The following is a 4,726-nucleotide window of genomic DNA, read 5'->3' as shown; positions in this document are numbered from 1 at the left end:
TATTGCCAGTTTACCCGAATGGGGAAAATACGCTCGCACTCACGGCAGCACCCATCAAGAAGCCATTGATAATGCCCAAGAAGTTTTAGGCTCTTCGGTTTGTGTTATGCAATGGACGAGGGTTATAAGGGATGGAAGCCTAATATAGAAAGGCATTTAGCGATTTTTGTCAATTGTTTTTTATCTAGAGCGAACTAATCAATTAAGTCTCTTGCCAGATAAGGATTTAGTCGATTTATGCCCGCCTATCGAACCATAACAAGTAACGAAGAGCCAAGTTTTAGAAGATTTGGTAGATATATATACCCAAGAAAATAAACCTTTGCCCTCGCCAAAACTATTACAATTAGCTGAGAAAATTACTAATGACTAACCTCCCAACTATTCTAGGACTAAAAGTAGGTTTTTCTCCTGGAGAAAATGATTTCAACAAAAACTTAACACAAATTCACTTAAAAACTATTGACTCGGCAGAAAAGAGGTAGTACGGTTGGAATCGACAAAAATTAGGTCGGACTTACCCCATGAAAACTAAAAAACTGACACCCCGCAACGCTGCTCCTGTCCAACGGGAAAATACCGCTACCGTCTCTCGTGATGGCAATGCGATCGCCCCCATTTCTGGGGTAACAATCCACATGGGATTCCTTTTGCGGGAGACGACGCAGAGTAATCCCCCTGATTCTAGCACGAACCTCAAAAAATGTCAAAAGACTTTTTCTCCTTGCCAGGGCGCACGGTTTGCCTCAAGGAATTGACCTACAACCCTAGTTAATTCCTGGCTTTCGGATACCTGGAACCCGGGGAGAAGCTTCTTGAGCAGGGGAGAGAGGGAGCGGGGGAGTACAGGTTTTTGCTCTTCTGCTGTCTCCCTTTTCCTTGGTTGAGGAGTGCTAAAAGATTTAGATTCAGGGAGATGAACCCCTGCCAATAGCTTACTCCCCCAGGGTTATCGGGTAGCGGTGTTCTTCTCCTTGGGTTTGTATTTCTGGCAAAAGCCTTTGTACTTTCTGGCACATTCTTCTAAGCTGTCACCAAGTTTAAGAAAAGCAGGATGCCATTGAGTTAAGCCGTCATCGGTTAAACGTTCATAACTGCCGTAGTTACTGAAATCATAGAAGAAGCCAGAACGCATTTTTGCTGCTTTCGGGTTGCCGTGAATGTAACGTAAGGTATTTAACGCCCTTTCTCTATCTGAAGGAGGGAAACCATCGCCAAAATACCGCTTTTCCCAAAAGTGTCCTGTGCGATCCCCCCTAGCCCCCCTTGATAAGGGGGGAAGCCGAAGGCGGGGGGATCACATCGCCGTGTACCAGTTGAGGAAGTGCATGATTTTGGGTAAATCTTCAGGTTGGGCAGGTTCAATGAGATAATGGACATGATTAGACATGATACAGAGAGCATAAAGCCTAAACTGGTGTTTGTCTAAAGCCTTCTTGATGGCATAAAGAAATACCTCCCGGCATTCCCGCTTGGATAATTTGAATTCTCGGTTATTGCAGCGTGTGGTGACGTGGTAGGAATAACCAGCTTGTAAATTTCGAGGTTTTCTTGGCATATTCTTAAGCGAAATTTGAAATTTATGATAGTTGCTGACATTCAAAAAAGCTCCCTCAAAGAGCAAAGGCTACAATTTATTCGTAACCATCAACAAGCTTTCGATGTTGAGCCGATTTATCCTTTGCGGCTGTTTGAAGATTTCGTGATGGGGGTTGAGGGCGATTGTACTATTGAAGCCTCTTGTAAGATAGAATTGGATAAACTGATTGCCTCAAGGTTTTTGCTCTTTTTTAAAGATAAAGCTCAAGAGTGGCAAAAATATCTAGCTCAATCTCTAGCTTTTTTTCAGCAAGTGGAGAACCGTGTGGGTGTTCAATTAGATTATTCTTTATTACAGGGATTTTTAGGAGATAATTTTGACTTTAGCAAGCTAGAAGTCCTAACTGCTGGTATTGACTTAAGAACCAATCTTGCCGATTCTAGTCTAAAAATGCACATCAGAATTGGGGATTATCCCGAAAAACTAGCAACCGCTTTTGTTTTAAGTGACGGTGTTGCTGATAGTAATTATCTCAGTGGGTTTGTTCACCTAATTGGGTTTGATTTTTATTTCAATGGTAAGAGTGCAATCGAAATTTATGCCGAGATTAGAGAAGATGATTTTTTCAAACCAGAAACCATCAATCAAGTGTGGCAACATTTTCCTAAATCAGCCTTAAAACCTCTCCAAGCATCAGATCTATTTTTTACAGGTTTATCAAAAGCAAATAATAACCCAGTGCTTTACTACTCTCTCAAAAATCGTCAGAATTTAATCAATTACTTTAAGCTTAATGATACCGCCCAAAGAGTTCACAGCTTTTGTCAACATCAAGATATTTTACCGAATATGTGGGTAGGCACAGCCCAACAAGAATTAGAAAAAACGAGAATCGAAAACGTTAGGCTTTACTATTATAAGTATTTTGGAATGGAGTAAATTTTATGTTAACCACGAAACTTCTCTGATGTCAAGACAGTCAAAACGATAAAACAGCTAATGGAGACCATCAATGATGCAAAGAATTCACGACTTAAAACAACTCTATGAGATTGATGACTCTCAATGGCTAGGAGAAACCGTTAGCCTACTCAGAAATCATCAATTTTCACAACTAGACTTAGAACATTTAATCGAGGAATTAGAGGATTTGGGCAAAGAAAAGAAAAATGCGGTAGCCAGTCTTTTAGAACAGGTTATCCGCCATTTATTATTACTGCAATACTGGACAAAGGAAGCAGAATATAATACAATTCATTGGCAGGAAGAAATTTATAACTTCCGTACTCAATTAGGGCGAAAAATGACAGCCAATCTCCACAATTATTTAGAGGAAGAATTAAACTCGATCTACCAAGATGCGTTAGGTTTTGTCAAAATCAAAACAGTGAATACTGTGATTTTTCCCTCTCAATGTCCTTACTCACTAGAACAATTACTAGATCGCTCTTGGTTGCCATAAAAATCAATTAAACAACAAAAAGAGATGAGAAATTATGTTAACCACAAAACCCCGCTTTCAAACCTTCGCTGAATATCTACATTATGAGGATAATTCAGAGGAACACTATGAATTATTTAACGGAGAATTGGTAGAAATGCCGCCAGAATCAGGACTTAACTTTGAAATCGCTAACTTTCTTTTTCTCAAATTTGCCTCCCTTGTTGGACATCGGAGAGTCAGAGGACATGGTTTAGAATTAGAAGTGAGAGGCGAACCGAAAAACCGTTACCCTGACTTAACCATTATTCGAGAAGAACATATTCAATTACTCTCCCAGAGAAATACGATTCTTCTTACCATGGCACCCCCCTTATTAGTCATTGAAGTCGTTAGCCCCGGAGAAATCCAAAGAGAGAGAGATTACATCGCTAAAAGAAGCCAATATCAAGATTGTGGGATTCCCGAATACTGGATAGTTGATCCTCAAACTCAAACCATTTTAGTCTTAGAATTAAGAGAAAATACTTATACAGAAATTGGTAATTTTAGCAATGATGACTTAGTAAAATCCTCTATATTTAATCAACTCAATTTAAAAGTTTCTCAAGTATTTAATTAGGCAAATTAACCCCCATGATTACCGTCGAACCCATTACCTTAGCCAAGTCTCCTCAAACAATTCCACGCCTAGAAAATGGAGACAAGCTTACTCGTCGTGAATTTGAGCGTAGATATAATGCTATGCCAAATCTGAAAAAGGCAGAACTGATTGAAGGAATTGTTTATATTATGGCTTCTCCTCTCAGAATTAAGAACCATGGTGAACCCCATGCTGATATTATAGGTTGGCTAAGTGTCTATAAAGCCTTTACTCCCAATCTGCAATTAGGCGATAATTGTACGGTACGTCTTGATGCGGACAATGAACCTCAACCCGATGCACTATTAAGAATTAAAAATGGTGGACAATCAACGATTAGTGAGGATGGTTATGTCGAAGGTGCGCCAGAGTTAATCGTCGAAATTGCTGCGAGTACCGTCTCCCTTGACTTACATCAAAAACTCAATGTTTATCGCCGTAACCAAGTGCAAGAATATCTAGTCTGGCGAGTCGAAGATGGAGAATTTGATTGGTTTAGATTAACCAATGAAGAATATATTAAACTTGAACCGAACTCAGAAGGGATAATTTGTTCTCAGATATTCCCTGGACTATGGTTAGATAAAGATGCTTTATTAGCCGGTGATTTAGCCAAGGTTTTAGAGGTTTTGCAATTAGGAATAGCAAGGATCAAAAATGAATCTAGTTAGAGTAATCTAAATTTAACAAAAACTTCACACAAATTCACCCAAAAACTATTGACTCGGCATCAAAGAGTTAGTATAATTGAACTCAATAATAATTAGGTCGGACTTACCATGATGAAAACCAAAACACTAACACCCCGCAATGCTGCTCCTATCCAACGGGAAAATACCGCCCTCAAGTCATGTCAAAACTCTTTTGCTATGATTAGATAGATGAAATTTGAATGGGATGAGCGCAAAAATCAAAGCAACTTTATTAAACATGGATTTGACTTCGCAGACGCTTATCGTATCGGCTCTTCGTTACTCTTTATGCTAAATCAACATACAAGATGCCAAGACAACATACTTCTAACCCAAAAATTCCGAAAGTTTCTCAAGCCATAGGCTCTCCGTTTTATTAGTTTAAGTTTATTGTTGATTCCCTCGACCAT

8 protein-coding genes and 1 pseudogene are annotated in these 4,726 nt (G+C 39.3%); 6 read left to right on the top strand and 3 right to left on the bottom strand.

Features of this window, described 5'->3' with window-relative positions; all coding sequences use genetic code 11:
• The first annotated feature begins 524 nt into the window (after nt 1–524).
• Nucleotides 525–673, top strand: a pseudogene (locus PX481_RS19215) (anacyclamide/piricyclamide family prenylated cyclic peptide).
• A gap of 276 nt (nt 674–949) precedes the next feature.
• Here PX481_RS19215 and PX481_RS19210 read toward each other — a convergent pair.
• Both PX481_RS19210 and PX481_RS19205 read right to left on the bottom strand, forming a co-directional pair.
• Nucleotides 950–1,135, bottom strand: a complete 186-nt coding sequence (locus PX481_RS19210; protein ID WP_002762727.1) for a hypothetical protein — start codon at nt 1,133–1,135, stop codon at nt 950–952.
• A gap of 162 nt (nt 1,136–1,297) precedes the next feature.
• Complete coding sequence (locus tag PX481_RS19205; protein ID WP_080603660.1) at nt 1,298–1,558, bottom strand: transposase; 261 nt, start codon at nt 1,556–1,558, stop codon at nt 1,298–1,300.
• 24 nt (nt 1,559–1,582) lie between these two features.
• Between PX481_RS19205 and PX481_RS19200 the strand changes: the two genes are divergently transcribed.
• The 5 genes from PX481_RS19200 (at nt 1,583) to PX481_RS19180 (ending at nt 4,505) form a co-directional block, all read left to right on the top strand.
• Nucleotides 1,583–2,479, top strand: coding sequence for a DUF5838 family protein (locus PX481_RS19200; RefSeq protein ID WP_002762729.1), 897 nt, complete (start codon nt 1,583–1,585; stop codon nt 2,477–2,479).
• A gap of 76 nt (nt 2,480–2,555) precedes the next feature.
• Complete coding sequence (locus tag PX481_RS19195; RefSeq protein WP_043999427.1) at nt 2,556–3,002, top strand: DUF29 domain-containing protein; 447 nt, start codon at nt 2,556–2,558, stop codon at nt 3,000–3,002.
• A 34-nt stretch (nt 3,003–3,036) separates the two neighbouring features.
• Entirely contained in the window at nt 3,037–3,603 is a 567-nt protein-coding gene (locus PX481_RS19190) for a Uma2 family endonuclease (RefSeq protein ID WP_002762733.1), read from the top strand.
• A gap of 14 nt (nt 3,604–3,617) precedes the next feature.
• Nucleotides 3,618–4,295, top strand: a complete 678-nt coding sequence (locus tag PX481_RS19185; RefSeq protein WP_288095483.1) for a Uma2 family endonuclease — start codon at nt 3,618–3,620, stop codon at nt 4,293–4,295.
• Between the two features lie 108 nt (nt 4,296–4,403).
• On the top strand, nt 4,404–4,505 hold the full coding sequence (locus PX481_RS19180; protein ID WP_288095481.1) for an anacyclamide/piricyclamide family prenylated cyclic peptide: 102 nt from the start codon (nt 4,404–4,406) through the stop codon (nt 4,503–4,505).
• Nucleotides 4,506–4,612: 107 nt separating this feature from the next.
• Here PX481_RS19180 and PX481_RS19175 read toward each other — a convergent pair.
• Nucleotides 4,613–4,726 (bottom strand): transposase (locus tag PX481_RS19175; RefSeq protein ID WP_071824397.1); only part of this gene is annotated, 114 nt, incomplete at its 5' end.

The organism is Microcystis sp. M53603_WE2, from assembly GCF_030065435.1.
This window is presented reverse-complemented; position numbering and strand designations above follow the sequence as displayed.

Excerpts from the sequence above, each read along its gene's own strand:
- PX481_RS19180 (WP_288095481.1), top strand. The coding sequence starts at position 4,404 with ATGATGAAAACCAAAACACTAACACCCCGCAATGCTGCTCCTATCCAA.
- PX481_RS19190 (WP_002762733.1), top strand. The coding sequence starts at position 3,037 with ATGTTAACCACAAAACCCCGCTTTCAAACCTTCGCTGAATATCTACAT.
- PX481_RS19210 (WP_002762727.1), bottom strand. The coding sequence starts at position 1,135 with ATGCGTTCTGGCTTCTTCTATGATTTCAGTAACTACGGCAGTTATGAA.
- PX481_RS19205 (WP_080603660.1), bottom strand. The coding sequence starts at position 1,558 with ATGCCAAGAAAACCTCGAAATTTACAAGCTGGTTATTCCTACCACGTC.
- PX481_RS19185 (WP_288095483.1), top strand. The coding sequence starts at position 3,618 with ATGATTACCGTCGAACCCATTACCTTAGCCAAGTCTCCTCAAACAATT.
- PX481_RS19195 (WP_043999427.1), top strand. The coding sequence starts at position 2,556 with ATGCAAAGAATTCACGACTTAAAACAACTCTATGAGATTGATGACTCT.
- PX481_RS19200 (WP_002762729.1), top strand. The coding sequence starts at position 1,583 with ATGATAGTTGCTGACATTCAAAAAAGCTCCCTCAAAGAGCAAAGGCTA.